The organism is Pandoraea sp. B-6 (assembly GCF_000282835.1).
Lineage (GTDB): Bacteria > Pseudomonadota > Gammaproteobacteria > Burkholderiales > Burkholderiaceae > Pandoraea > Pandoraea cepalis.
Map to the genome: position 1 here is coordinate 68,488 of NZ_KB290519.1, position 25,871 is coordinate 94,358.

At 64.8% G+C, this 25,871-nt stretch carries 17 protein-coding genes; 11 read left to right on the top strand and 6 right to left on the bottom strand.

The features are described 5' to 3' along the window. Positions 1-64 precede the first annotated feature (64 nt). Positions 65-421: an arsenate reductase (glutaredoxin) gene (gene arsC / locus A985_RS0111740; RefSeq protein WP_026131879.1), complete on the bottom strand. Its 357-nt coding sequence runs from the start codon at positions 419-421 to the stop codon at positions 65-67. Between the two features lie 298 nt (positions 422-719). Between arsC and A985_RS0111745 the strand changes: the two genes are divergently transcribed. The 4 genes from A985_RS0111745 to A985_RS0111760 all read left to right on the top strand — a co-directional run bounded on the left by A985_RS0111745 (position 720) and on the right by A985_RS0111760 (position 4,273). Then, positions 720-1,226, top strand: a complete 507-nt coding sequence (locus A985_RS0111745) for an energy transducer TonB (protein WP_017233598.1) — start codon at positions 720-722, stop codon at positions 1,224-1,226. Positions 1,227-1,283: 57 nt separating this feature from the next. Then, the gene (otnI, locus tag A985_RS0111750; RefSeq protein WP_017233599.1) at positions 1,284-2,072 is read left to right on the top strand and encodes a 2-oxo-tetronate isomerase; all 789 of its coding nucleotides are present in this window, start codon (positions 1,284-1,286) and stop codon (positions 2,070-2,072) included. Positions 2,073-2,803: 731 nt separating this feature from the next. Next, positions 2,804-3,298 (top strand): CoA-binding protein, encoded by a 495-nt coding sequence (locus tag A985_RS25195; protein WP_017233600.1) that lies wholly within the window; start codon positions 2,804-2,806, stop codon positions 3,296-3,298. A 36-nt stretch (positions 3,299-3,334) separates the two neighbouring features. After that, positions 3,335-4,273: an alpha/beta hydrolase gene (locus A985_RS0111760; protein WP_017233601.1), complete on the top strand. Its 939-nt coding sequence runs from the start codon at positions 3,335-3,337 to the stop codon at positions 4,271-4,273. 20 nt (positions 4,274-4,293) lie between these two features. Here the strand turns inward: A985_RS0111760 and A985_RS0111765 are convergent, their stop codons facing one another. Next, positions 4,294-5,115: a transporter substrate-binding domain-containing protein gene (locus tag A985_RS0111765; RefSeq protein ID WP_017233602.1), complete on the bottom strand. Its 822-nt coding sequence runs from the start codon at positions 5,113-5,115 to the stop codon at positions 4,294-4,296. Between the two features lie 245 nt (positions 5,116-5,360). Here A985_RS0111765 and hemE point away from each other — a divergent pair, with 245 nt between their 5' ends. The 7 genes from hemE (at position 5,361) to A985_RS0111800 (ending at position 18,665) form a co-directional block, all read left to right on the top strand. Then, complete coding sequence (hemE, locus tag A985_RS0111770) at positions 5,361-6,431, top strand: uroporphyrinogen decarboxylase (protein WP_026131880.1); 1,071 nt, start codon at positions 5,361-5,363, stop codon at positions 6,429-6,431. 394 nt (positions 6,432-6,825) lie between these two features. Continuing rightward, positions 6,826-9,333, top strand: coding sequence for a primosomal protein N' (locus A985_RS0111775; RefSeq protein ID WP_017233604.1), 2,508 nt, complete (start codon positions 6,826-6,828; stop codon positions 9,331-9,333). Positions 9,334-9,463: 130 nt separating this feature from the next. Next, the gene (locus A985_RS0111780) at positions 9,464-10,777 is read left to right on the top strand and encodes a molybdopterin-dependent oxidoreductase (RefSeq protein WP_017233605.1); all 1,314 of its coding nucleotides are present in this window, start codon (positions 9,464-9,466) and stop codon (positions 10,775-10,777) included. Between the two features lie 14 nt (positions 10,778-10,791). Then, complete coding sequence (locus A985_RS0111785; RefSeq protein WP_017233606.1) at positions 10,792-11,130, top strand: hypothetical protein; 339 nt, start codon at positions 10,792-10,794, stop codon at positions 11,128-11,130. 174 nt (positions 11,131-11,304) lie between these two features. Continuing rightward, complete coding sequence (gene putA / locus A985_RS0111790) at positions 11,305-15,228, top strand: trifunctional transcriptional regulator/proline dehydrogenase/L-glutamate gamma-semialdehyde dehydrogenase (RefSeq protein ID WP_017233607.1); 3,924 nt, start codon at positions 11,305-11,307, stop codon at positions 15,226-15,228. A 541-nt stretch (positions 15,229-15,769) separates the two neighbouring features. Then, positions 15,770-17,314, top strand: a complete 1,545-nt coding sequence (putP, locus tag A985_RS25200) for a sodium/proline symporter PutP (protein WP_039830227.1) — start codon at positions 15,770-15,772, stop codon at positions 17,312-17,314. A gap of 208 nt (positions 17,315-17,522) precedes the next feature. Continuing rightward, a complete protein-coding gene (locus tag A985_RS0111800; protein WP_017233609.1) occupies positions 17,523-18,665 on the top strand; it encodes a branched-chain amino acid ABC transporter substrate-binding protein in 1,143 nt (380 codons plus the stop codon). 204 nt (positions 18,666-18,869) lie between these two features. Here A985_RS0111800 and A985_RS25205 read toward each other — a convergent pair whose 3' ends face one another. From A985_RS25205 to gcvP, 4 genes are all read right to left on the bottom strand, one after another. Further along, positions 18,870-20,285 (bottom strand): sodium:alanine symporter family protein, encoded by a 1,416-nt coding sequence (locus A985_RS25205; protein ID WP_017233610.1) that lies wholly within the window; start codon positions 20,283-20,285, stop codon positions 18,870-18,872. Positions 20,286-20,568: 283 nt separating this feature from the next. Next, complete coding sequence (locus tag A985_RS0111810) at positions 20,569-22,191, bottom strand: hypothetical protein (protein ID WP_017233611.1); 1,623 nt, start codon at positions 22,189-22,191, stop codon at positions 20,569-20,571. 250 nt (positions 22,192-22,441) lie between these two features. Continuing rightward, entirely contained in the window at positions 22,442-23,851 is a 1,410-nt protein-coding gene (locus tag A985_RS0111815; protein ID WP_017233612.1) for an L-serine ammonia-lyase, read from the bottom strand. A gap of 139 nt (positions 23,852-23,990) precedes the next feature. Then, on the bottom strand, positions 23,991-25,871 hold a 1,881-nt coding region (gcvP, locus tag A985_RS25210; protein ID WP_039830228.1), incomplete at its 5' end, for an aminomethyl-transferring glycine dehydrogenase.

Sequence of the window (25,871 nt, forward strand, 5' to 3'; positions counted from 1 at the left end):
TCGCGGTGCCATGCGCGAGGGGCTCGACGCGCATGGCGCGGGGACCGCTTCCGCCGTCGGTCGATTACAGCACCTGACTCGCCAAGTCGGGCGGACGCGCAATCACGGCCTTGTCGCCGTTGACCACGATGGGTCGCTGCAACAACTTCGGATGCGCCGCCACGGCGGCGAGCAACGCGTCGTCGGTCATCGCCGCGTCGGCCAAGCCCAGCTCGGTGTACTCGGTTTCGTTGCTTCGGATCATCTCGCGCACCGGCACGCCGAGTAGGTTGTGCAAACGCTTGAGATCGGCGAGCGTCGGCGGGGTCTTCAGATACTCGATGATCTGCAGATCGCCCCCGCCCACCGCCGGCGACCCCTCCACCAGAGCCAGCGCTTCGCGCGACTTCGAGCAGCGCGGGTTGTGATACACGGTAATCATGATCCCTCCAATACGTTCAAAAGGCGTCAGTCGCGACGGCGTCGTGCGCGCCTGAAACAGGCGCTGGCGAGTATGCATGGTATCGCCGGATACCGCCACTTGCCGACATCCGGGTCCACATCGACACCTACGTGTTAACCGCGCTGCGCGGCGCGCGTGGGCCATCTAACATAGGCAATGAGGGCTTCGCGTTGTGTCGAGAGGCGCTTCGCGCGGACGAATTCGCGATCTGCGAGACCGCTCCCGCCCGGTAGATGAACAAGAAGACCCGTGTCGCGAATGTTGCGGGAGACGATGTATGTATGCGCAACCTTCTCAATGCCGGCGGACGCCGCATGCCGCCGGAGGCTTCACCGTCATCGCCTGTGTTCTGGCGGTGTCGGGCTGCGCCAATCCGGATTTCGAGCCCAAACAGCCGCTCATCCTCAACATGACGCCCGCCCGGGTCCCATACACGGCGCTCGATCAGTACAAGATCGCCGCGGCGCAACGCGTGACGGCGGTCAACGCCCGCCAGATCACGCCGGGCAATCCCCAGCCGATGCTGCGCTCGGTGGTGTCGCTCGAGTACTGGGTAGACCGCAGCGGGAACATCACGAGCGTGGCGCTGTATCGCAGCAATGGCGACCAGGAAGCGGAGCGCATCGCGGTGGCGAGCTTGCGACGGGCCAGCCCGCTGCCGATGCCGAGCCGTGCGCTGGTCGACAGCAGCGGCCGCGTACGCGCCGTCGAAACCTGGCTCTTCAACGATGACGGGCGCTTTCAGTTGCGCAGCGTGGCCGCGCCTCAGATCGACGGGCAGTGATATCGTGACAGGCATCGATCCACCCTGCCCGGCCCGCGCCGGGCGACGGAGATGCTCATGCCGCGATTTGCCGCGAACCTGACCCTGCTCTATCAGGAAGTGCCGTTTCTGGAGCGTTTCCGCGAGGCCGCAAGCGACGGCTTCCGGGGCGTGGAATGCCTGTTCCCTTACGATCATCCCGCACAAGAGGTGCGGGCGCGTCTGGACGACGCGGGGCTCACGCAGGTGCTGTTCAACACCCCCGCCGGTGACTGGGCCAACGGCGAGCGCGGGCTGGCAGCGCTGCCAGGGCGCGAAGCGCAGTTTCGGGACGGCCTCGAACGCGCGCTCGACTACGCCGATACGCTGGGCTGCCGCCAACTGCACGTGATGGCCGGATGCCCCGACCCCGCCGCGTCGCTTGAGCGCTGCCGCGACGTTTATCTCGACAATCTCGCCTACGCGGCCGGACAGGCTGCCGCGCATGGCGTCACGATTCTCATCGAACCGATCAATCCGCGTGACTTTCCGCGCTATTTCCTGACACGACAGGATCAGGCTCAGGCCATTCGCCAGGCGGTCGGCGCGAGCCATCTCAAGGTGCAGTTCGACGTATATCACTGTCAGATCGTCGAGGGTGACCTGGCGGTCAAGCTACGCCAGCACATCGACAATATCGGCCACGTGCAGGTGGCAGGCGTGCCTGCGCGTCACGAACCCGACACCGGGGAAGTCAACTATCCGTTTCTCTTCCGTCTGCTTGACGAACTCGGCTACGCGGGATGGGTCGGGTGCGAATATCGCCCGCAGGGTGCGACGCGCGCCGGACTCGGCTGGCTCAAACCGTGGCTCAGGGCCACCCGATAAGCTGTTGAGTCGCCGCGACGACCATGCCGACCACCGGTCGGCATGTCGCTTACCCATTTACGCAGGGATAAATCGATTTCCGAAAAGTAAATCGGAGAGCGAAATAATCGTTGGGATGACGACGAAAGGCGTAGGAAAGATGTAGGTGTGCGCAGGCAAAAAAAATGGCGGGACACGTAGGCCCGCCAAAACCACACGCTACGGGGTTAGCGCGAGGAGACCAGATTCAGAGCACTGCATCGAACCACCCTGCAGATCGCGCCGGGGGACGCGTTCCGCCGATACAGTCGCGCTGCGGTGTTACCGGGGGATAAGCACATCAGCGTTGAGAAGCATTTTGGTGGAAACGTATGGGGGGAGGGGTAACAAAGTGTTTCAGGTTGTAACACCTGAGACCTTCGCGCGACCCTTCATGCTGCCGCTTCGCCTTCTCCGGCATGGGTTTCCGGCGTATTGACGGATGCGCCATTTGGTTCGTGATCCTGAGTAACTCGCCCGGCGAAGCATCGACACGGACGATGCCCGCGCGAGCCGGCCCATCACATCGGTCGCAGCATCGGCGCCGCCGCCGCGTTTCACGTGCGCGCCGTCAATGTGCTAAGTTCATTCCTTGTGCGTGGCAACAAAGTGGGCATCTGACATCCGAAGACACGTCAACGCCGCGGATCGGCAGCGCACCGAGAGCAGCAATTCCGTCAACGACCGCACCGGCCCCGTCGGGCCGCATTCGCATGCAAATCATGGAACGTTTGGGGCAGATACTGGCGCGCGACCGCGTCATCGGGGTGGTGGGCCTGTCGCCGCGGCCGGACCGGCCGAGCTACACCACATCGCGCTACATGCAACAGCACGGATACCGGATCGTCCCCATCAACCCGCAAGCGGCCGGCGCGACGATTCTGGGCGAGCCCGTTTATGCGAGCCTGGCCGAGGCGGCCGACGCCTTGCGCGCCGAGGGCCTGCGGATCCAGATGGTCGACTGTTTCCGTCGCAGCGGCGACATTCCGCCCATCGCGGATGAAGCCGTCGCCATTGGCGCGACCAGCCTATGGATGCAGTTGGGCATCGAAAACGACGACGCCGCAGCCGTCGCGCTGGCGGCAGGGCTGGACGTCGTGATGGACCGATGCGTCAAGATCGAACACCAGCGCTGGCAGATGCAAGCGGGCCACCCCCGCGCCGGCGCGGACGCCCGCCCGCCGGGACAGCCGCTTCCGAAACGCTGAACCGCCGACCTCCAACGCCGCCAAAGACCCGCTGACATGACCATTGACGCCGATCTACTCGCCTATTACGACCAAATGGCGCGCAAGTCCCCCGCCACTGCCGACAACGGCGCGCCAAGCGCGCAAGACGTGCGTGCCCGGTTCGCCGCCGTCGCCAACGAGGCCTTGCGCCCGTTGCCGGCGGGATTGCGCAGCGAGACCTTCGACATTGCGCTGCCGGGCCGCACCCTGCGCGCAAGGCTCTATCGCCCGGTCGAACGCGAAGTGCCGCTGGTGGTGTTCTTCCACGGCGGCGGCTGGGTCGTGGGAGATGTCGACACCCATGGGACGTTGGCTGCCTTCCTGGCGCAGGACGGCGACGTGGCGGTGTTGAGCGTCGATTACCGGTTGGCGCCCGAGCATCCGTTCCCGGCGCCGATCGACGACGCGCGCGACGCCTTGGCCTGGGCGGCCGAGCAGCGCGCGCGGCTCGGCGTGCGCGTCGACCGTCTGGCCGTGGCGGGCGACAGCGCCGGCGGCCACTTGGCGGCGCAGGCGGCGGCGTGGTTCAACGATCGACATCCGGGGATTGTGGGGGCGCAGTTGCTGATCTATCCGGTGGTGCAGTACCGGTTCGATACGCCGAGTTACGAGCGTCTGGCGAACGGCGTGGGCCTGACACGCGACGAAATGCGCTGGTACTGGAAGGAATTTCTGGGCAACGTGGCACCGTCGGCAGACGACGTGCGGGTCAATCTCACCGCGCAAGCGCCGCGTCACGCCTTGCCGCACGCCTTGGTGATTGCGGCGGAATACGATCCGTTGCACGACGAAGCGGTGTCGTACGCCCAATTCGTGGCGAGTTCAGGTGGCCGGGCGGAGGTCATCGAGGCGCCCGGCCTGACGCATAGTTTCGCGAGGTTACAACCGTTCGTGCCGCAGGCGAGGCTGGTCATGCACGACGCGGCGCAGCGTCTGCGTGACTGGCTGGGATGACCCGCGCGGGACTCACGCCGTCACTTCAGCCACTTGTCGACGACCTTCTGATATTCCCCGGTCTTCTGCGCAAGATTCAGCCACTGGTCGACGTATTGCTTGAAGATGTCGTCGCCGCGCGGCAGCAGGTAGGCCTTCTCACCGAACTGCAACGGCTTGTCGGGGTTGACCGGGCACAGTGACGGATTGAGCTTGTGCTGCAACAGCGTTTCCGAGGCGTCGGTGACCATCACGTCGGCTTTGCCGTCGACGATCTGCTTGAAGATCGTGACATTGTCCGGATAGATCGTAAGCGTAGCGTTCGGCAGGTACTGGCGGGCGAAACGTTCGTTCGTGCCGCCCGGGTTGGCGATGACGCGCGTACTCGGTTTGTTCAGATCGGCGAGCGTCTGGTACTTCGCCACGTCGGCGCAGCGCACGATCGGCGATTTGCCGTCGACCATGACCACGTTGCTGTAATAGGCGCGCGCCGCCCGATCCAGCGTGACCGACACACCGCCGACGGCGATATCGCATTTGCCGGCGGTGAAGTCGTCCATCAGCCCCTTCCAGGTCGTCGGAACGATCACCGGCTTCACGCCGAGCGACTTCGCCAGCGAGGCGACCAGATCCACGTCGATGCCCTCGACCTGGCCATCCGGGCGTCGATACGAGTAAGGCTTGTAGTCACCCGTCGCGCAGGCGCGCAGCGTGCCCGATTTGACGATGTCGTCGAGCCGGGAGTGGATGGCGGGGGTCGCGGAAGGGCTCACGACAGCGGCCGATTGCGCGTGGGCCGCAGCGCCGGCGAGCACCGCCCCGGCCACGAAGGCCGCGCTGGCGGCCGTCAACATGACTTTCATGCTTGTCTCCTGAGGTTTGACGTGTTGGCGCACTGCGCTCCCGAACTGTCTGACGCAGCGCGTGGGGCTCAATACTAAAGACACTCCCGGCCCACGCCAATCGGAATGACGCCACTGTTCCGCGCGCGCCACGCCGACGTGTCGCCGATGGCTGATGTGCGGCATAACAGCCCGCCATGCGTCCGGGCCGAGGATACGCGAGTAAAATGATCGCTTGCCCCAACCCTCCTACCCACCGCCGCGACGTGTCCCAAGCTCTGCAAAACGATACTTTCCTGCGCGCACTGCTGCGCCAGCCGACCGAGTACACGCCGATCTGGCTGATGCGCCAGGCGGGCCGGTACCTGCCCGAATACAACGCCACACGCGCCAAAGCCGGTAGCTTTCTGGCGCTCGCCAAGAACCCCGCCTACGCCACCGAGGTCACGCTGCAGCCGCTCGAGCGCTTCCCGCTCGATGCCGCCATCCTGTTCTCGGACATCCTCACCATTCCCGACGCCATGGGCCTCGGCCTGTCGTTTGAGGCGGGTGAAGGGCCGCGTTTCGCCCACCCGCTGCGCACCGAGGACGATGTGCGCCGCCTGCGGGCGCCGGACCTCGACAGTCTGCGCTACGTCTTCGACGCCGTCGCCGAGATCCGTCGCGCCCTGAACGGACGCGTACCGCTCATCGGCTTCTCCGGCAGCCCGTGGACGCTCGCTTGCTACATGGTCGAAGGGGCCGGGTCGGCCGACTTCCGCACCGTCAAGACGATGATGTACGAGCGTCCCGACTTGATGACGCATATTCTGGAAACCAATGCACGCGCCGTTTCGGCCTACCTGAACGCCCAGATCGAAGCGGGCGCGCAGGCGGTCATGGTGTTCGACACGTGGGGCGGGGCGCTGGCCGACGGTCTCTACCAACGGTTCTCGCTCGCCTACATGCAAAAGGCGCTCGCGGGCGTGCATCGCGAGTGGAATGGCGCACGCATTCCCCACATCGTCTTCACCAAGGGCGGCGGTCAGTGGCTCGAAGCCATCGCCGACACCGGACCCGACGCCATCGGACTCGATTGGACCGTGGATCTCGCGGCCGCGCGCCGTCGCGTCGGCGATCGTTGTGCGCTGCAAGGCAACTTCGATCCCACCGCCCTCTTTGCAGCGCCCGAGGCCATCCGCGCAGAGGTTCGCCGCCTGCTCGACGCTTATGGCAACGCACCAGGCCACGTATTCAACCTGGGGCATGGTATTTCGCAGTTCACGCAACCCGATCACGTTGCGGCACTCGTTGACGAAGTCCACCGCTACAGCCGAAAGCTGCGCCAAACGGCGTAATTGGCGACACGCACCAGCGGCGGTGCGGCTCGCGGGGTCATTTGCCTTGCAAACCCAACCGCCGTTTCAAGCACCGAATGTCAAGCGTAAACCTGTCGAGTAACCCCTCCAATTTACGGAGTTGTCCCGAAGACTTATGCACAAATTCTCGCTGCGCCGCCGCAAGTGAGGGGCAACGGGGCGTACGCTTCGACGCCGCTCATAAGCTATTGATCAAAAAGCATTTTTGATTCGGGCAAAGTCGAAGCACGACACCACGCGAGGGCCGCCCGGTGAGGCTGACGAGCGATAATCCCCACAGTTCTCAACATAGTTATCCACAAGCACTTCAAGTCCACCGGAAACCCGACTTAAATCCGGGGTTTACCGACACTTCTCAGGATTCACTTTAAGTTTGACCTGCGCCGACGACCTGCCCGCCCCGTCTCTTGCATCGACTGCGGATGCCCTGCCCCCGGTCGCCCAGCCGCGCCTCGGTGCGCCCGCTATCGCCCGCGTGGCGCTCGATACGCCCCTGCTCACGCTGTTCGACTATCGGCTCGATCAGGCCGCGAGCCCTGGGCAACTGGTGCAGGTACCGTTCGGACGCCGACAGGTCGTAGGCGTCGTCTGGGAATTGACGCACCGCAGCGAAATCGCACCGGGCAAGCTGCGTGACGTCACCGCCGTCTGGCATGAATTACCGCCGCTCGGCGAGGATTGGTGTGAGCTGATGCAGTTCGCCTCGCGCTATTACCAACGCGGTATCGGTGAGGTGGCCCTGCCGGGCGTCCCGGCGCATCTGCGCACGCCGATGCGCTGGCCGCGGCTACTCGCCCAGCGTGGCGTGCAACGTTACCGGCTGGCCGACGGCGCCCTGGCCGCGCTCCTGGAGAACGTGCCCGCCCGGCTGCGCGCCCAGCGCCGTTTGGCCGAGGGTCTGGCGCAAGCCGGCACGCTCGATGCGGACGAGGCGCGCGCCCTGTGCGCAAAGGCCGCCGACGTGCTCAAACAGTGGGCCGCCGCCGGCTGGGTCGTCGTCGACACCGTGCCGTTCCACGAAGCGGTACGCCATGCCGATGAAGCTGACGATGAGGATGGCGAATCGAGCGCCGCTGACGCCAACGCTCCCACCGATTGCGCACTCGCCGACGCTTTGGCCAATATCGACCTCGGCACGCAGGACACGCCGCGCGCCACCAGAACGTTGACTGTCGGGCAAGCCGACGCCGTCGCGGCCATTCACGACGCGCTCGAAGTCGCCGGCGCCCAACGCCTCGACGCCACAGCGCCATTGGGCAAGCTCGACGCCGGCAATGCGGGCGACACGGGGGACCTCCCCGCCTGCCCCCCCTTCCTGCTCTACGGCGTGACCGGCAGCGGCAAGACAGAAGTCTATTTGCGCGCCGTGGCCGAGGCGCTTCGCGAGCGCGACGCCCAGGTCCTCGTGCTCGTGCCGGAAATCAATCTGACGCCCCAACTCGAAGGCGTCTTCCGTGCGCGATTCCCCGGCGAGACGCTCGTCACACTGCACAGCGGACTGGCCGAAGGCGAGCGAGCCCGGCACTGGCTGGCCGCCCATCGCGGCGAGGCGCGCATCGTGCTCGGCACCCGACTCGCGGTGATGGCGTCGCTGCCGCACCTGCGCCTCATCGTCGTCGACGAAGAGCACGATCCGTCCTACAAGCAACAGGAAGGGTTGCGCTACTCGGCGCGCGACCTCGCCATCTGGCGGGCGAACCGGTTGCGCATCCCCGTCGTCCTCGGCTCGGCGACGCCGTCGCTCGATAGCTGGCGGCGCGCCGAGCAGGGCCGCTACGTGCGCCTCGCGATGCCCGAGCGCGCCACGCCCGATGCCGTGTTGCCGCGCGTCTCGCTCATCGACATGGACATGGAGCGCAAACTTCAGCGCACGGTGCACGAGGGCTTGTCGCAATCGCTGCTCGCCGCCATTCGCGCCCGGCTCGAAGCGGGCGAGCAAAGCCTGCTGTTCCTGAACCGCCGCGGTTACGCCCCGGTGCTCAACTGCGATGCCTGCGGCTGGATCAGCGACTGCCGCCGGTGCAGCGCCCACATGGTGTTGCACAAGCCCGAGCGGCGGCTGCGCTGCCATCACTGCGGCGCCGAGTCGCGCATTCCGCATGCCTGCCCCGATTGCGGCAATCTCGATCTCGCGCCGCTGGGGCGCGGCACGCAGCGCATCGAGGAGGCGCTGGCTGAACAGTTCCCGGACGCCCGGCTCGCACGCATCGATGCTGACAGCACACGCCGCAAAGGCAGCGCGCAGGCGCTGTTCGCGCAGGTCCATGCGGGCGAAGTCGACATCCTGATCGGCACGCAGATGGTCGCCAAGGGCCACGACTTCCGTAACGTCACGCTCGTGGGCGTGGTCAACGCCGACAGCGCCCTCTTCTCCCACGACTTCCGAGCGGCCGAGCGTCTGTTTGCACAACTGATGCAGGTGGCCGGGCGCGCCGGGCGCGCCGCCCGTGCCGATGGCCCCGGCGACGTGCTGATTCAAACGCGCTACGCCTCGCACCCGTTGTTCGCGTCGCTCATGCGTCACGACTACGCGGGCTTCGCGGCGCAACAACTGGAGGAGCGGCGTGTCGCCCTGCTGCCGCCGTTCACGCATCAGGCGCTCCTGCGCGCCGAAGCCCGGCGCCTGGACGACGCCATGACGTTTCTCAAACAGGCCCGCGAGATCGCCGCCACGCCCGCGCTGCACGACGCGCGCATCTCCCTGTGGGATCCGGTGCCCATGACGATGGTCCGGATCGCGGGCACCGAACGCGCCCAGCTCGTGGTCGAGAGTCCGCATCGCGGCGCGCTTCAGCACTTCCTCACGCACTGGATGAGCGAGCTGCGCGCACTCAAGGCGCCCGTGCGCTGGCACCTCGAAGTCGACCCCCTCGAAATATAAATCGGTATATAGCGTTCCGGAAATTTGACAACGTCGCCCGAATCTCCGACGATGCCGATAGCAGTCGATCACCGCACGTCGAACGGTTCACGTCATCTGCACGATAAGAAGTCCTACAGGAGACATCCCGATGAAATCGCACGACCGGCGCGCCGCCCCTACGGCGCCACACATCGCCACACCGCCCCTCCCGCCCACCGAATCGCCTTTGGCCGAGGCTTCCCGGCGCCGCTTCCTGCGACGCGCGGGTGCACTGGGCGTTGGCGCCAGCCTTGCGGGGCGCGCACTTGACGTCCTCGCCGCCACCACCGCACCGCAGATGGTGACGCTGCCGTTTGCCAATGGGGAACGCGAACTCGTCGCGTATCCGCAGAAGCGCCCGCTGATCCGCTTGACGGCGCGCCCCCCGCAACTGGAAACGCCGTTCGCGATCTTCAACGACGGGCTCATCACACCGAACGATGCGTTCTTCGTGCGCTACCACCTCGCGGGCATTCCGACCGACATCGATCCGGCGAAGCATCGGATTCATGTGCGCGGCAGCGTCGCCAAACCGCTCGACATCTCGCTCGCGTCGCTCAAGAAGGACTACGGCGCCCCGGTCGAGATCGTGGCCGTCCACCAATGCTCGGGCAATAGCCGTGGCTTTTTCGAGCCGCGCGTCGCCGGCGGACAGATTGCCAATGGTGCGATGGGCAACGCGCGCTGGCGCGGCATTCCGCTCAAGCGGATTCTCGAACGGGCGGGCGTGTCGGCCAGCGCAAAGCAAGTGACGTTCGAAGGGCTTGACCGGCCGATCGTCCCCACGACGCCCGAGTTCGTGAAGGCGCTCGACCTCGATCACGCGATGGATGGCGAAGTGATGATCGCGTTCGCCATGAACGGCAAGGATCTGCCGATGCTCAACGGCTTTCCGGTGCGGCTGGTCGTGCCGGGCTACTACGGCACGTATTGGGTGAAGCATCTGGCGGACATCAACGTTATCGACAAGGTGTTCGACGGCTTCTGGATGGCCACGGCGTATCGCATTCCCGATAACGACTGCAATTGCGTCACGCCCGGCAAGGCGCCCGAGAAGACAAAACCGATCGAACGCTTCACCGTGCGCTCGTTCGTCACGAGTCTTGCCGACGGCGAGCACGTGGCGGCGGGCAAAGCGGTGCGCGTGCGCGGCATCGCGTTCGACGGCGGCGAAGGCATTCGCGACGTACAGTTCTCGGCCGACGGCGGCCAGACCTGGCAGGCGGCTCAGCTCGGCCACGAACTGTCGAAGTACTCGTTCCGCGAATGGACGGCGTCGTTCACGCCCCCCAAGCCCGGCGAGTACGCGCTCCAAGTGCGGGCGACGAATCGTGCAGGGGTGTCGCAACCGCTGCAATCGCTGTGGAATCCGGCCGGCTATCTGCGCAACGGGGTGGAAACCGTGCGTGTGATCGCGGCTTGAGACGGGGGACGATCATGAACCTTTCGAAGATTGCGCGCCGCGCGGCCCTGCTGTCCGGCCTGTTGGGTCTGTTCGGCGTCTTCGCCGCCCCCGTCCATGCACTCGAGATCAAGCTGCCGCAGGAGACATCGCAGTTGAAGGCCTCGACGCTGGCCGGTTATCAATCGGCGAACTCGTGGTGCGTCATGTGCCACTCGCTCGACTACGTCAACACCCAACCGCCTATGTCGGCGGCCTTCTGGAGCGCGGAAGTCACCAAGATGGTGAAAGTGTATGGCGCGCCCATCCCGGAAGATCAGGTCAAGCTGATTTCGGAGTATTTGGGAAAAACGTACGGCACCGACCAGAAGTAACGCCTCTCGCCCCGGCCCGCGGGCCGGGGCGCCACACGACGTTTCGCGTGTCGGCCTCACACCTAGGTGCAACCCTAATATCGACTCAGGTTGCACCTCTTTTGAAACCCGGTTACGATGCCGAAATTCACCCGCTATGGGTGTCACGTTTTCGCGTCATCAGGTAACCCTTCCATGGCTAACACTACCCTCGGCGTCAAGGTCGACGACGTACTGCGTACCCGGCTCAAAAGCGCCGCCCAGCAAATCGAGCGCACCCCGCACTGGCTCATCAAACAGGCCATCTTCGCTTACCTGGAGCGCATTGAGAGCGGCGCGCTGCCGCCCGAATTAAGCGGCGCGACCCAATCGGGCACCGAGGTGATCGACGGCCACGCAGGCGACGATACCGTGCCGCATCCGTTCCTCGAATTCGCCCAGAACGTGCAACCGCAATCGGTGCTGCGAGCGGCAATCACGGCGGCCTACCGCCGCCCCGAGCCGGAATGCGTGCCCGTGCTCGTCGGTCAGGCCAAACTGGCCCCGGCGACCGCGACGTCGGCCTCCGACCTCGCCCGCAAGCTCGTCGTCGCGCTGCGCGGCAAGAGCACCGGCGGCGGCGTGGAAGGTCTGATCCACGAATTCTCGTTGTCCAGCCAGGAAGGCGTGGCGCTGATGTGCCTGGCCGAAGCCCTGCTGCGCATTCCCGACAAGGCCACGCGCGACGCGCTCATCCGCGACAAGATCAGCAAGGGCGACTGGCACGCCCACATGGGCAATTCGCCGTCGATGTTCGTCAACGCCGCCACCTGGGGCCTGATGATCACCGGCAAGCTTGTGACCACCACCAGCGAAGCCGGTCTCACCAAGGCCCTCACGCGCCTGATCGGCCGCGGCGGCGAGCCGCTCATCCGCAAGGGCGTGGACATGGCCATGCGCCTGATGGGCGAGCAGTTCGTGACCGGGGAAACCATCTCCGAAGCCCTCGCCAACAGCCGCAAATACGAAGCCCAGGGCTTCCGCTATTCGTACGACATGCTCGGCGAAGCCGCGACGACCGAAGAGGATGCCCAGCGCTACTACGCGAGTTACGAGCAAGCCATTCAGGCCATCGGCAAGGCTTCGGCCGGCCGCGGCATCTATGAAGGCCCTGGCATCTCGATCAAACTATCGGCCCTGCATCCGCGCTACTCGCGCAGCCAACATGAGCGTACGGTCGCGGAACTGCTGCCGCGCGTGCAGGCGCTCGCCAAGTTGGCACGCTCTTATGACATCGGCCTGAATATCGATGCCGAAGAAGCCGATCGCCTCGAAATCTCGCTCGACCTGCTCGAAGCGCTGTGCTTCGATCCCGAGCTGGCCGGCTGGAACGGCATCGGTTTCGTGGTGCAGGCCTATCAGAAGCGTTGCCCGTTCGTGATCGACTTCATCATCGATCTGGCGCGTCGCAGCCGTCACCGCATCATGGTGCGTCTGGTCAAGGGTGCGTACTGGGATACGGAAATCAAGCGCGCGCAGGTCGACGGGCTCGAAGGCTATCCGGTCTATACCCGCAAGATCTACACGGACGTGTCGTACCTTGCCTGCGCGAAGAAGCTGCTCGCCGTGCCGGACGCCATCTACCCGCAGTTCGCCACGCACAACGCCTACACGCTTTCTGCCATCTATCACCTGGCGGGCAATAACTACTACCCCGGCCAGTACGAATTCCAGTGCCTGCACGGCATGGGCGAGCCGCTCTACGAAGAGGTCGTCGGCCCGATCGCCTCGGGCAAGCTCGCGCGGCCCTGCCGCGTGTATGCGCCGGTCGGTACGCACGAAACGCTGCTCGCCTACCTCGTGCGCCGTCTGCTCGAAAATGGCGCGAACACCTCGTTCGTGAACCGGATTGCGGATGAGACCGTCAGCGTCGACGAACTGATCGCCGATCCGATCTCGGAATCGGAGAAGGTGCAACCGCTCGGCGCACCGCATGCCAAGATTCCGCTGCCGCGTGAACTGTATGGTGTGGCGCGCGCCAACTCCTCGGGCTTCGACCTGTCGAACGAGCACCGTCTCGCGTCGCTGTCGTCGGCCCTGCTCGCCAGCGCGGGCACGCCGTGGCGCGCCGCGCCAATGCTGGCCGACGGTGAGCGCACCACGGGCACGCCACGTGCTGTGCGCAATCCGGCCGATCTGCGCGACACCGTGGGTCAGGTCATCGAGGCCACCTCGGCCGATGTGGATGCCGCGCTCGTCAACGCCGTAGCCGCTGCCCCGATCTGGCAAGCCACGCCGGTCGAGGAACGCGCCGACAGCCTGATGCGCTCGGCCGATCTGCTTGAGGCCCACATGCCCACGCTCATGGGCCTGTGCGTGCGCGAAGCGGGGAAGTCGCTGCCCAACGCCGTGGCCGAAGTGCGTGAGGCCGTCGACTTCCTGCGCTACTACGCCGCGCAGATCCGTCAGGGCTTCTCCAACGACACGCACCGCCCGTTGGGCCCGGTGCTGTGCATCAGCCCGTGGAACTTCCCGCTCGCGATCTTCGTTGGTCAGGTCGCCGCCGCGCTGGCCGCCGGTAACCCGGTCATCGCCAAGCCGGCCGAGCAGACGCCACTCATCGCCGCCGAAGCGGTTCGCCTGATGCACGCCGCCGGCGTTCCGGCCGGCGCGCTGCAATTGCTGCCGGGCACAGGGGAAACAGTCGGCGCCGCGCTCGTGGCCGACGCCCGCACGAAGGCCGTCATGTTCACCGGCTCGACCGAAGTGGCGCGCATCATCGCGCGCACGCTGGCCGAGCGCCTCGACGCCAATGGCCGTCCGATCCCACTGATCGCCGAGACCGGCGGGCAGAACGCGATGATCGTCGATTCGTCGGCGCTGCCCGAACAGGTCGTGTACGACGTACTCGCATCGGCCTTCGATTCGGCCGGTCAGCGCTGCTCGGCGCTGCGTGTGCTGTGCCTGCAGGACGACATCGCCGACAAGACGTTGCATATGCTCAAGGGCGCGATGCAGGAACTGGCCATCGGCAATCCGGATCGCCTGTCCATCGACGTCGGTCCGGTGATCGACGCCGAAGCGCAAAACGGCATCAACCGCCACATCGAGCAGATGCGCGACAAGGGCTTCCCGGTCGAACAACTGCCGCTGCCCGACGCCGCCCGCCACGGCACGTTCGTGCCGCCGACACTCATCGAGCTGACCGATCTCACGGCGCTGCAACGCGAAGTCTTCGGCCCGGTGCTGCACGTGATCCGCTTCAAGCGCGCGCAACTCGACAAGCTGCTCGATCAGATCAACGGCACTGGCTACGGCCTGACGTTCGGCGTGCATACGCGTATCGACGAAACCATTGCCTATGTGACCGAGCGCGCCCATGTCGGCAACGTCTACGTGAACCGGAACGTGATTGGCGCCGTGGTCGGCGTGCAGCCGTTCGGCGGCGAAGGCTTGTCTGGGACGGGTCCGAAAGCCGGCGGCCCGATGTATCTGCCGCGTCTGCTGGCGACGCGTCCGGCTTCGCTGCCCGCCGAGCTGAACCGCAACGAAGCCGCGCTCTCGCCGTTGGTGAGCTACCGCGACTGGCTGCGCGCGCAGGACAACTCGGCCGATAGCGCCGCCGCCATTCATCGCGTCGACCGTTATCTGGCCACGTCGGCACTCGACGCCACCGCCGTGCTGCCGGGACCGACCGGTGAGCGCAACACCTATGGTCTGGAGCCACGCGGCCCGGTCCTGTGCGTGGCTGCCACGCCGCTCGGCGCGCGCACGCAACTGGCTGCCGCGCTGGCGACGGGCAACGACGCCGTCTTCACGGAGAGCATTGCCGCCCGCGAACTGGTGAGCGCCCTGCCGGCCGCCCTCAAGGGACGCGCGTCAGTGTTGGCGGCAGGGGCGGACGCCGCCGCCGAGCCATCGCTCGCCGCGGTGCTGTTCGAAGGCGACAGCGACGAGCTGCGCGCCCTGAACCGTCGCATCGCAACCCGCAACGGTCCGATCCTGTCGATGCAGGGCCTCGCGCCCGAGGCGCTGGCCGCCGGTGACGACTACGCACTGGAGCGACTGCTGTGCGAACGCTCGGTGTCGGTCAACACGGCTGCCGCAGGTGGCAATGCCAACCTCATGACCATCGGTTGATCGAGGGAAACGGTCAGGTCTCGCGACGAATCCGATCGGATTCGTCCGAAATCTGACGGCTGAATCCGCGGGATCCGCGGGATCCGCAGGTTCCGACTGCCGATTCCGGCCCCCCGGACGCGCCGTCGCCCCGATCGCGTTGTCCTCAGCGGCTGCCAGCGTCCTGCCTTCCGGGACAATGGCGGCCGCGATGCGCTAACGGTTCAACCGCCCGCCGCATTCCAGCGCCTTCCTGCGCTTTTCCCGCGCTTCCTTCCCGCCCGTCATCCCCCCGCTCTCCCCGCCCCACCGTCTTACCTCCCCGATCAGCCCAACGCTTATCACGCCCCGCCGCACTTCCCGTACTCACGCACACCGCGCGCATTCGCGGTATCTTCGCGCCCGCCCCCGACATATCACGCGTCTCACCGCCATTGCGCGGTCAACCCGTGCCAGCGACACGTATCGCTGGCCATAGCGTTCGTCGTCCCGCGTCGCCGCCTCTTTCGTCATGCCGGCAGAGGCGCGCAACGCACGTGACACCGACGCTCGAGGAGGCTACATGTCCCTTTGGAATCCCACTGCGGTGTCATTCACCGTGTATTTGCTATTGATGCTGGTGATCGGATGGCTCGGCTATCGCGCCACCCACGATCTTTCCGACTACATTCTCGGCGGACGTCGCCTCGGCAGCTTCGTCACCGCGCTTTCCGCCGGGGCTTCCGACATGAGCGGCTGGCTCTTGCTCGGCCTGCCTGGGGCGATCTACATGGGCGGCCTGTCGGGTGTCTGGATCGCCATCGGCCTGGCGATCGGCGCGTGGGCCAACTGGCATCTCGTGGCCGCGCGCTTGCGTGTGCATACGGAGGTGTGCGGCAACGCGCTGACCCTGCCCGAGTACCTCACACAGCGCTTCGGTGACCGCAGCCACGTGCTGCGCATCGTCACGGCGCTCGTGATCCTCATCTTCTTCACGATTTATTGCGCGTCGGGGGTCGTTGCCGGCGCCCGGCTGTTCGAAACGATGTTCGGCCTGGAATACCGCACGGCGCTGTGGATCGGCGCTGTGGCGACCATTGCCTACGTCTTCATCGGCGGATTCCTTGCGGTGAGCTGGACCGATACGGTGCAGGCCTCGCTGATGTTCGCCGCACTGGTCGTCACCCCGATCGCCGTGATTGCGCTCGACGGCAGCCCTGCGGCGGCCGTGGACGCGGTCACCGCCGTGCACCCCGCCCATACCGATTGGTTCGGCGATCTCGCGCCTATCGGCGTCATCTCGATGCTCGCCTGGGGTCTGGGCTATTTCGGCCAGCCGCATATTCTCGTGCGGTTCATGGCCGCGCGCTCAGCGGCGGCGATTCCGCAGGCGCGTCGCATCTGCATGACCTGGATGGTGCTGTGCCTGACCGGTGCGGTCGCCGTGGGCTTCTTCGGACTGGCGTTCTATAGCGCGCGGCCCGATCTCGGTGCCGGTGTGGCGGCAAACCCGGAGACCATCTTCATGGCGCTCACGACCCAGCTCTTCACCCCGTGGCTCACGGGCGTGCTGCTGGCGGCGATTCTCGCAGCCGTGATGAGCACGTTGTCGTGCCAGCTGCTCGTGTGCGCCAGTGCACTGACGGAAGACCTCTACAAAACGTTTGCGCGCGGGCCGGTCAGCCAGGGCCGCCTCGTGTGGATCGGCCGGGCGATGGTGTTGAGCGTGGCAGTGATCGCCGTGGTGTTGGCCCTCGATCCGCAGAGCCGCGTGCTCGGCATGGTGAGTTACGCCTGGGCGGGTTTCGGGGCGGCCTTCGGTCCGCTGGTGCTGGCCACGTTGCTATGGCCGCGCGTCACCCGTAACGGGGCGCTCGCGGGCATTGTCGTGGGGGCGGCCACGGTCCTGATCTGGAAGCAGTTCGGCTGGTTCGACCTGTACGAAATCCTGCCGGGCTTTGTGCTGGGCGGCCTGGCGCTCATCGTGGTGAGTCGCTTTGACAAGGCCCCAAGCGCCGACGTGCTCGCCCGCTACGCCAGCGCCGAAGCGACGCTGCGCGCGATCCAGCAAGGCGCAAAGGGCGATTCGGGTAGCACCGGCGCTCCGACGGCGCAACCCTCGCCATAAGCGGGTAGCACCTTCCATCGGAACTTCTCCCTCTTGACCGGCGCGCGCAGCCATCCAATACTGCCGCGTCGGACGCATATTGCGTTTGATTGCGATTGAAGCCGTCCCGGGCCGACCGGCCTTGTGCAGACGGCGATCCAAGAAAGGCGTGCCGCGGCGATCCCGCAGGCATGCCACTCAACGACATACACATGCAAGGAGAGGGTTGATGCAATCGAAGCTTACGCTCAGCGCGGTCGCCGTCGCGGGACTGCTCGCGTTCGGTACGGCCAACGCGCAACAGGCGCAGGAAGTGAAGCTGGGTTTTGCCGCACCGCTCACGGGCGCCCAGGCGCACTACGGCAAAGACATGCAGAACGGCATCCAGCTCGCCATTGACGAGTACAACGCCACGAAGCCGACTATCGAAGGCAAGCCGGTGAAGTTCGTGTTGCAGTCGGAAGACGATCAGGCCGACCCGCGTCAGGGTTCGCTGGTCGCGCAGAAGCTGGTCGATTCGGGCATCAAGGGCATGCTCGGCCACTTCAACTCCGGCACGACGATTCCCGCTTCGCGCATCTATGCGCAGGCAGGCATTCCGGAAATCGCCATGGCGACGGCCCCGGAATACACGAAGCAGGGCTTCAAGACGACGTTCCGCATGATGACCTCAGACATTCAGCAAGGGTCGGTCGTCGGTACGTTCGCCGTCAAGAAGCTGGGCTTCAAGAACATCGCCATCGTTGACGATCGCACAGCTTACGGTCAGGGCTTGGCCGACGAGTTCGAGAAAGCGGTGAAGGCCGCCGGTGGCAAGATCGTGCGTCGCGAGTTCGCCAACGACAAGGCCGTGGACTTCCGCGCCATCCTGACTAACCTCAAGCGCGCCAATCCGGACATGATCTTCTATGGCGGTGCCGACGCACAAGCTGGCCCGCTCGCCAAGCAATTGCGCGAACTGGGCATGAAGAGCACGCTGATGGCCGGTGAAATGGTCAAGTCCGACGCGTTCCTGAAGATCGCTGGCGACGCCGCCAACGGCTCGGTGGTGTCGCTCGCCGGCCTGCCGCTCGACAAGATGCCCGGCGGCGCCGCGTACGAGTCGCGCTACAAGGCCAAGTTCGGCAGCGCGCCGGAGACGTACTCGCCGTACGCCTACGATGGTGCCATGGCCATGATGTCGGCCATGAAGAAGGCCAACTCGACTGATCCGGCGAAGTACCTGCCGACGCTCGCGAAGACCAGCATGCCCGGCGTGACCACGCGTGAGCTGGCGTACGACAAATCGGGCGATCTGAAGTACGGTTCGATCACGCTCTACAAGGTGGTCGGTGGCAAGTGGACCGTGCTGGAGACCATCGGCGGCAAGTAAGCGCCTGGCGATGGGCCGATAGCGGTCACGACGAGGGCCGGTGAGGATGACTCACCGGCCCTTGTGCTTGATGTGTGCCGCCGTGGCATGACGCCGTTACAGCGATACAGCGTTGGGGCGTTGGGGCGTTAGGGCTTTCCCGCCATACCGCTTCACCGCGTTAGCGCGCAACGGCGTTTCGCCATGACCGACGGCACGCCCCCGTCACCAGACATCCTTGGGCAAACGCTCACGCATCTCAGGCGGCAATGCGTCGCGCGTGAAAACCGGCTCGGCGACACCCGCACGGCGCTGGGCCTGATAGTCGCGCCACGCGAGCAACGCGTACTTCATCAACAAGCCGATGGCGACCAGATTGATGAACGCCATCAACGCGGTACCGACATCCGCGAAGCTCCACACCAACGGCAGGCTGGCGACCGACCCCAGCATGACGGCCAGCAGCACCAGCGCGCGGAAAATGTTGAGCAACCACAGACGCTGCGTCAGGTAGTCCATGTTGACCTCGGCATAGGCGTAATTGCCGAGCACGCTTGAGTAAGCGAGGAAGAACACCGTGATGCCGGTGAAGATCACCGCCCAATTTCCCACGTGAGCGGCCAGGGCGCGCTGGGTGAGCACGGCCCCTTCGGGTGCGGCACCCGGCATGAACTCGCCCGAGAGCAGGATCATGAACGCCGTGGCCGAACACACGACGATGGTGTCGAAGAACACGCCGAGCATCTGCATCAGGCCTTGCTGTACCGGGTGTTTGGTCGTGGCCACGGCGGCGGCATTGGGCGCGCTGCCCATGCCCGCTTCGTTGGAGAAGAGGCCACGCTTCACGCCCATCATGACGGCCTGGCTGACGGCATATCCGGCGATACCGCCGGCGGCCGGCTCAAGCCCGAACGCGTGCCGCAGGATCATCGCGATCATGCCGGGGATCTGATCGAGGTTGACGACACAAACATAGATGGCCAGCCCGACATAGGCGAGCGCCATGACCGGCACGATCCATTGCGCAAAGCGTGCGACGCGTCGCACGCCGCCGTAGATGATCGGTGCCGTCATCAGCACCAGCGCAACGCCGATCCAGATCCGCTCCCAGCCGAACGACGCTTCCAGCGCCTCGGCAATCGAGTGCGACTGCACGGAGTTGAGCGCGAACCCGAAGGTGAACAGTAGCGCCAGCGCAAACAGGACACCGAATTTGCGCGACCCAAGGCCGATCTGTATGTAATACGCCGGGCCGCCGCGAAAGGTGTTGTCGTGGCGCGGCACCTTGAAGATTTGCGCCAGCGTGGATTCGACGAAGGCGGACGCCATGCCGAGCAGAGCGGTCATCCACATCCAGAAGATGGCACCCGGCCCGCCGATCGTGAGCGCGACGGCGACACCCGCGATATTGCCGGTGCCGACACGGCTCGCCAGCCCGGTGGCAAACGCTTGAAAGGGTGAGATGCCGGAGGTACTCCCGGAGGTACGCAGCAAACAGATGCTGTGCCAGAGCGCCCGGACCTGGATTCCACCGAATCGGACGGTGAAGTAAAGCCCCGCCCCCAACAAGGTGATCACAAGCGGGTATCCCGACAGCACCCCGCCGAGGGTATCGACCAACGGCTTGAGCCAGCTCTCCATGTCACGTGTCTCCTGTCGCAACCACTTGTTGGCCCCGCAATGCCAGGGGGCAAGCGACGAAGAATCTCAAGGTTTGACCCTGCGCGATAGAAACCGGCAAATCTTTCCGCCAATTCCTATACGCAACAGCGCGACAAGAAAAAAGCCGCCCGGCAAACGCCGCGCGGCTCAAAGACAAGGCAAGGAGACATCGAAAAGTAGGTTAACAAGCGCTTGTGTCGGTTGCGTGACAGTCACGAAAGCGGGCACGAAAGTGGGTACGAAGCCGCGGTGACTTTCGCGCTCACAAGTCCTTTGCCATACGGCAGTTATTGGTCCGGCTATCGCAAACGGTGAACCCAGCTGCCTTGGCATCACGTTCCGAGGAAAACCCGCAGGCAATAACGCCGTAGGTGTTGCCAAAAAAGACGTATGGCGTGCCGCCAGTTGTCACTTGCCGCCCGTTGTTGTCCGCGTTATAGACGGTCGCCCTTTCGTTTGAACCGAACGCACTCCTGTCACACCAACCTTTCGCGACAATGCTGCAAAAAAGCGCGCCCTCTATTTTTCCGTAGTATCCCGTCTTCCATCCGCCCGACATTCGATAATCGTTGCACCTGTTGTAGTAGTAATCCCAAGTCGCCATGACGATAGGCCTGTCCTTCTCGACGATTCGCTCGACCTCTTTATGCACGATCCTGGTGACGTACTCGGTGGTACGAGCGAGTTGCCACGTCCAACTGCCACCAGAGTTCTGGCACGAGAGCATTTTGCCGTCGGCGTCTCTCCCAATTTCGCCAGCCTGGCACGACGCATTTTGTCGGTTGGATCGATCCAGGCGGATGACGCCCGAGTCGGATTGAAGACTCTGTGCGGTCACCCGCCCCGCGCGCTCGATATTGTGGCGTTCCATTTTCAGCGTACCGCCGACGGTGGCCCCGCGTTTCGCGTCCAGGCTGCCGAGAATGGTCGCGTCACCCTTCACCGTTGCGCCCTGCACCTCAAGGCCTTTCATCGTCAGCATGCCGTCGCCTTCGATATTTCGCGCCCCGACGATGTCCTGCCGGTTCTTGCCTTTGTCACTCAGATGCAGTGGACCTTTCATCGTGGCCTGGCCCGCGATCTCAAGCTCCATCATGCTGAGCTTTCCCACGCCGACGATGTTCTTGATCCCTTTGATGCTTTGATGCGAATTGCCGTTCTCGAAGTCCAGATCACCCGTAATGTTGCGCGATCCGTCGCGTCGAACATTGACGTCCAGACTGTGCGTCAGGTAACCGCCCCGCATGGCGACCAATCCCGGCTTTCCCAATGGATTCGGAACAGTATCGGGAATGGGCTTCATACTCTCGTCGACAAATCGGAATTCCTGCGGCTTATCCATCGTGGATGTCCCACCGAAGACACCGACCGTCTTCGCGACAATCGCCGCGAAAGCGTAATCCGGCTCCGACGAATAAGCACGCTTTGCCGGTTCAGTGAGATACGTCAGCGAATTGATCTGGCAGTTCGGTGGCTTCTCGCGATCGCACTTCCGATAAATCCGGATACCGTAATCGCCCAGGCCATGCGGCGGCTTGCTTCCCACCCCGGAAATATCCAACACCGCCAACAGCGCTGCCGCGTCCAGCCGACCTATGTACGAATAATCGAACGACGACGAAGCAGGCTCATGGGTGAACGTATGGCCCTTGATCGCAAAAGTTTTACCAGGCGTCGACAGCAGCGATTCAATGTCCTTGTAGTACTTTGCGACGATGGTATCTGCCGCGTTGCCAATGATCCTCAGCCCGTGCCCGGCGCGCTCTGCCCGCTCGATCCGCATCTGCCGCATCTGATTCACGCCCCAAAACGTAATCAGCATCCCCACGATGGTGATCGCGATCGCTGCGGAGACGAGAAAGATCCCCGACTGATTTCTTCGCATTGATATGCCCCTTTCGAATCGTCCGGCAAAGGCGCGACATCGCGTGTCAGCGATTGCGGGATCGTTGAGATGGAGCATTGTCTGCGACGTCACTCGCAGTGTGTTTGGGATTCTTCCGTTAAATTCCGGCAGAAGGTGCGAATCCGGAAGGGCCGACCAGGAATAGAAAAGCCGCGTGGCTCATTGCCTTCTTCATGCCTACCCATTGAACCCGGCTCGTTGACCATCCGCTGCACCGTTTAGAGAAGTGTCAGCACTCCACGATATTCACCGCCAAACCACCGCGTGCCGTTTCCTTGTACTTGGTCTTCATGTCGGCACCGGTCTCGCGCATCGTCTTGATGACGGAGTCGAGCGACACGTAGTGCGCACCGTCGCCGCGCAACGCCATGCGCGCCGCATTCACCGCCTTCACGGACGCCATCGCATTGCGCTCGATGCACGGAATCTGCACCAGCCCGCCGACCGGGTCGCACGTCAGGCCGAGGTTGTGCTCCATGCCGATCTCGGCCGCGTTCTCCACTTGCTCGACCGTGCCGCCCTGTACCGCAGCCAGTGCCCCCGCAGCCATCGAACACGCCACCCCGACTTCACCTTGGCATCCCACTTCCGCCCCGGAAATCGACGCGTTGAGCTTGTACAGAATGCCGATGGCCCCGGCAGTGAGCAGGAAGTCGATCACGCCCTGCTCGTTCGCGCCGTGCACAAAGCGGTCGTAGTAATGCAGCACCGACGGAATGATGCCCGCCGCGCCGTTCGTCGGCGCTGTCACCACGCGGCCGCCCGCAGCGTTCTCTTCATTGACGGCAATTGCGTAGAGGTTCACCCAGTCCATCACCGACAGCGGATCGGACAGCGTACGCTCGGCGCGTTGTGTGAGCTGACGATACAACTCCGGCGCGCGACGTCGCACATGCAACGGCCCCGGCAGTTCGCCGTCGGCATCGTCGTTCCCAATGCCGCAACCGCGCGTCACGCACGACTGCATCACATCCCAGATGTTGAGCAACCCGCGACGAATATCCGCTTCCGCCGTTGCCGCGTCGCCGTGGTGCCAGACCTTCTCGTTCTCCCACATCAGTTCCGCGATGGTCTTGCCGCTTGCGCGGCACATCTCGAGCAGTTCCTTGCCCGTGCGGAACGGATACGGCAGTTGGTCGTGCGCGGCGAGCACCTGCGCGTTCGACGCGCCGGCCGTCACGACGAACCCGCCGCCGACCGACAGATAACGCCCTTCGCGCAGTTTGTTGCCCTCGGCATCGAACGCGTGGAATTTCATGCCGTTCGGATGCTCGGCCATCGCCTCGCGACGGTAGAACACCATGTGTTCCTTCTCGACGAACGGCACCTCGTGCTTGCCAAGAATCGACAGCACCTTCGCCTGACGCAGCGTGGTCAAACGCCCCGCAATCGTCGCCGGATCGACCGTGTCGGGCGCCTCGCCCATGAAGCCGAGCAGCACCCCCTTGTCGGTGCCGTGGCCCTTGCCCGTGGCGCCGAGCGAACCATACAGCTCGGCACGCAGCGTCGCCACCTGCGGCAGCAGGCCGTCGCGCTCCAGACCTTGCACGAACATCAGCGCCGCGCGCATCGGCCCCACGGTATGCGAACTCGACGGTCCGATACCGATCTTGAACAAATCGAAAACTGAAACGGCCATGGGGCTTTCCTGAAGTTCTGAAACGTAGCGGTGACGCGACGAATGCCACCCATCCGGCGCATTCGCGTGACATCCATAAAGACAAAAAAGGGGCCGGCAACGTGTCTGCCAGCCCCTGATTGCCAAGCTTTCGCGACGCTTATTCGTAGTCGCTCATCGGCACGCAGGCGCAGAACAGATTCCGGTCGCCGTAGACGTTATCAGCACGTCCGACCGGCGGCCAGTACTTGCGCTCGCGCAGCGACTTCACCGGGTACGCCGCCTGACTGCGGGCGTAGGCGTGCGGCCATTCGTCCGCCGTCACCACGTCCGCCGTGTGCGGCGCGTGCTTGAGCGGGTTGTCCTCGCGATCGGCACGGCCCTCTTCCACGGCACGGATTTCCTCGCGAATCGCGATCATCGCCTCGATGAAGCGGTCGAGTTCGTGCTTCGATTCCGATTCCGTCGGCTCGACCATCAGCGTACCCGGCACCGGGAAGCTCATCGTCGGGGCGTGGAAGCCGAAGTCCATCAGGCGCTTCGCCACGTCGTCAACCGTGATGCCGCTGGTGTCCTTGAGCGGACGCAGATCCAGAATGCACTCGTGCGCGATCAGCCCGGCCGGGCCGCTGTACAGCACCGGGTAGTGCGGCGCGAGCTTCTTCGCGACGTAGTTCGCGTTCAGGATAGCCGTCTCGGTGGCGGCCGTCAGGCCCTGCGCGCCCATCATGGCAACGTACATCCACGAGATCGGCAGAATCGAGGCGGAACCATACGGCGCGGCCGACACGGCACCGATGCCGTTGGCGTCGCGCGAGTAGCCCGTCGAGTGCTGGTTCGGCAGGAACTGCGCCAGATGCGCGCCCACCGCGACCGGACCCACGCCCGGGCCGCCGCCGCCGTGCGGAATGCAGAACGTCTTGTGCAGGTTCAAGTGCGAAACGTCGCCGCCGAATTCGCCCGGTGCGCACAGGCCGACCATGGCGTTCATGTTCGCGCCGTCGACATACACCTGACCGCCGTTCGCATGCACGATCTCGCAGATCTGGCGCGCGCCGGCTTCGAACACGCCGTGCGTGGACGGGTACGTCATCATGATCGCGGCAAGACGGTCGCGATGCTGCTCGGCCTTCGCCTGCAGATCGGCCAGATCGACGTTGCCGTTGGCGTCGCAAGCGACCACCACGACCTGCATGCCGGCCATCTGGGCCGACGCCGGGTTCGTGCCGTGCGCCGACGCGGGAATCAGGCAGATGTCGCGATGCGCTTCACCGCGCGATGCGTGATACGCCTGAATGATGAGCAAACCGGCGTACTCGCCCTGCGAGCCAGCGTTCGGCTGCAGCGAGACGGCGGCGTAGCCAGTCGCGGCCACCAACATCTGTTCGAGCTGGTCGATCATCGCGCGGTAGCCGACCGTTTGTTCCGTCGGCGCGAACGGGTGAATCTGACCGAATTCGGGCCACGTCACCGGCAGCATTTCCGAGGTGGCGTTGAGCTTCATCGTGCACGAGCCCAGCGGGATCATCGTGCGGTCGAGCGCCAGATCCTTGTCGGACAGGCTGCGCAGATAGCGCAGCATTTCATGTTCGGAGTGGTAGCGGTTGAACACCGGGTGCGTGAGATACGCGCTTTGGCGCGCCAGTGCCACCGGGTAGCCGTTCGAGACGGTGGTCTCGATGGCGTCGAAGTCCAGCGAGACGGCGCTCTTGCCGAGGCCCTCGGCCACCACTTCCCACAGGGCGATCACGTCGTCGCGCGTGCTCGTCTCGTCGAGCGAGATACCGACAGTGTCGGCGTCTTCGCGACGCAGATTGAAGCGGCGTGCAGCGGCCACCGTGTGCACGGCATCGGCACGGCCGGCCACGGGCACGGTCAGCGTGTCGAAGAACGTGGCGTTGCGCGGCGCGGCGCCCAGTGCGGCGAGGCCGGCGGCCAGCACGGCCGTCAGACGATGCGTGCGCTCGGCGATGATGCGCAGCCCCTGCGGGCCGTGGTACGCGGCGTACATGCTGGCCATGATGGCGAGCAGCGCCTGCGC